The 2,131-nt window shown below is 60.9% G+C and carries 2 protein-coding genes; both read right to left on the minus strand.

Going from position 1 to position 2,131, the window contains the following annotated elements; all coding sequences use genetic code 11:
- A partial coding sequence (locus RR842_RS14220; protein ID WP_332730238.1) for an FAD-dependent oxidoreductase occupies positions 1-998 on the minus strand: 998 nt, incomplete at its 3' end.
- Between the two features lie 297 nt (positions 999-1,295).
- The coding region (locus RR842_RS14225; protein WP_332730239.1) for a LuxR C-terminal-related transcriptional regulator at positions 1,296-2,131 on the minus strand (836 nt) is incomplete at its 5' end.

Genomic DNA, 2,131 nt, shown 5'->3' on the forward strand with positions numbered 1-2,131 from the left:
CCGTGGAACATGGCTTCCGCCTGCGGGTGCATCATCGTGGGCCAGGGCCCATCCTGGAACGTGCCGCCAGCCCAGTCGGCCCTATTGTGGCCGTCGCCCACGTTGCCCTGGTCGGCGCACAGGCGTGTGCGCACCTTGAAGGCAATGGGAGCGAACTCCTCCAGGTACTCGTCGTTGTAGCTCACATCGCCCGTGGCCAGTACAACGCCTTTGCTGGCGTTGTACTGCACGTAGTCGCCGCCCTTGTTCTCGCAGATAGCGCCCGTCACCTTACCGGACTTGTCCTGCACGAGCTGCACCGCTGGCATCTCGTAGACGAACTCGGCCCCGATCTTCTTAGCTTCGGACTCGAACAGGTACTCGACGAAATCGGCCATGGTATGCTGCTCGAACACCTCGCCGCCGGAAATCATGTGGTAGCAGTCGATCTCGGGATGCACCGTAGAGCGCGATCCCACCGTGACCATGCACTTGGCACCGTTCTTCTCGGCAATGTCCAAAAACCAGTTCATGCAGCGCTCCGACTCGCGGAACCACTTCGCCACGAACGACTCGCGGGCGCGACCCCCGCACGTGGCCAGCCAACGCTCCATCTCGACCGCCTTGTCGAACTTGATGCCCAGCTTGTCCAACTCGCGCGAGGCGATAGCGCCCGTACCGCCTACGCCGTGGCCGTTGAGCATGGCATCCTTCTCCACGAGCACGACCTTCGCACCGCTCTCGGCCGCGCTGAGTGCACAGCACGTGCCCGAGTAGCCGCCTCCGATGACCAGTACCTCGGTATCCACCGTCTCCTTGATCTTATCGGCCGCGATAGCCTCCGGTTTCACTTCCCACGTATGCTTGGCTGAACCGTCACCTGCGTCCGCCTTCGCATCAGCCGACCCGGCCTCTTTAGGACCGCAACCGACCATGCCCAATGCTGCCATGCCCGCAGCACTAAGGGCAGCGCCTTTAATAAGGCTGCGCCTCGAAATGCTTCCAACCGATTCTCCCATGGTTCCCTCCTTGAATTGCGTTTACCTTCCTCTGCGGAACTTCGTCCGCTCCAAGGTCAGCTTAGCCGCCAGAGAGGGGCAGTCCCATCCCGCAATTCATGTTGTTTTTGCATCAGTGCTGTTCAAGACATTGCCGGAAAAGAAAACCACCCGCTTTATGGGGTGTCGGCACACGGCAAAGGCAGGCTTTCGGAACCCTGTATCCAGATTGAGGGCGTACCGATGGGGCTGCGAGGTTCCCGATGAGCGAAAGCCCGCCCGTCGTGCGCCTCGCAGCACACTGCGACAGCGGCACTCTTAGTCGAACAGGTCGATAAGCTCTTGGCGCGAATGGATGCCCGCCTTGCGGTAGATGCTCTTCATGTGATCGCGCGCCGTGTTCTCCGAGATATAGAGCTTGCGCGCAATAGCAGGCACATTGTTGCCCCGCAGCACCAATCCCACTACTTCGCGCTCGCGCTTGCTGAAAGGCTCGTCCAAGGCAAGCGAGTCCATGCGCCGTTCCAGCAACGCGGCAAGGTCGATCGCTTCGAGCATGTCGACGGCCCCGTCGTTGGCACCCTTCTCCGAGGCGCTTGCCTCGGGGGCGGCAGGCAGGCTGGCCTCGCCAGCCAAGCCGCTCGCCGAAGCGCTCCCGACACCCTTGCTTGGCGCATTCCCCGCAGATTCCCGCTCCCCCGACAGGCCCACTACGGCGATATCGTGCTCCGCGCCTTCCAAGCCCGCCTTTCCTCGCCGACCCTTGCAGGAGAACGCCACAAAGAACAGTGCCAGCGACAACCCGTAAATGCAGAGGAACAGAATGTTCACCACAATGGCGAAATCATAGGCTGCGAACGGATTGAGCCTCGTGCCCACAACATCGCCCACCAGCATGGCTGCAAGCGTCGGGCCAACGCAAAGCGCATACACCTGAGTCGAAGGCAGGTTGCGTTCGCTCGAATAGACAGCGCACGTGACGATAAGCAGCAGGTTCACAATCTCGAAGCCGAAGAACAGTACGCTTGCCAGCACGGGTGCGAACTGAGGCCCGAGCAACGTAGGCAAAAGAAACACCCCGGTAATGAGCGGAAACAGTATCTGATAAAGGCGCAGCACCGCAAAGCCCGTCTCGGAGAACAGCTCGATAAGCA

The organism is Gordonibacter sp. (assembly GCF_036667095.1).
GTDB lineage: Bacteria > Actinomycetota > Coriobacteriia > Coriobacteriales > Eggerthellaceae > Gordonibacter.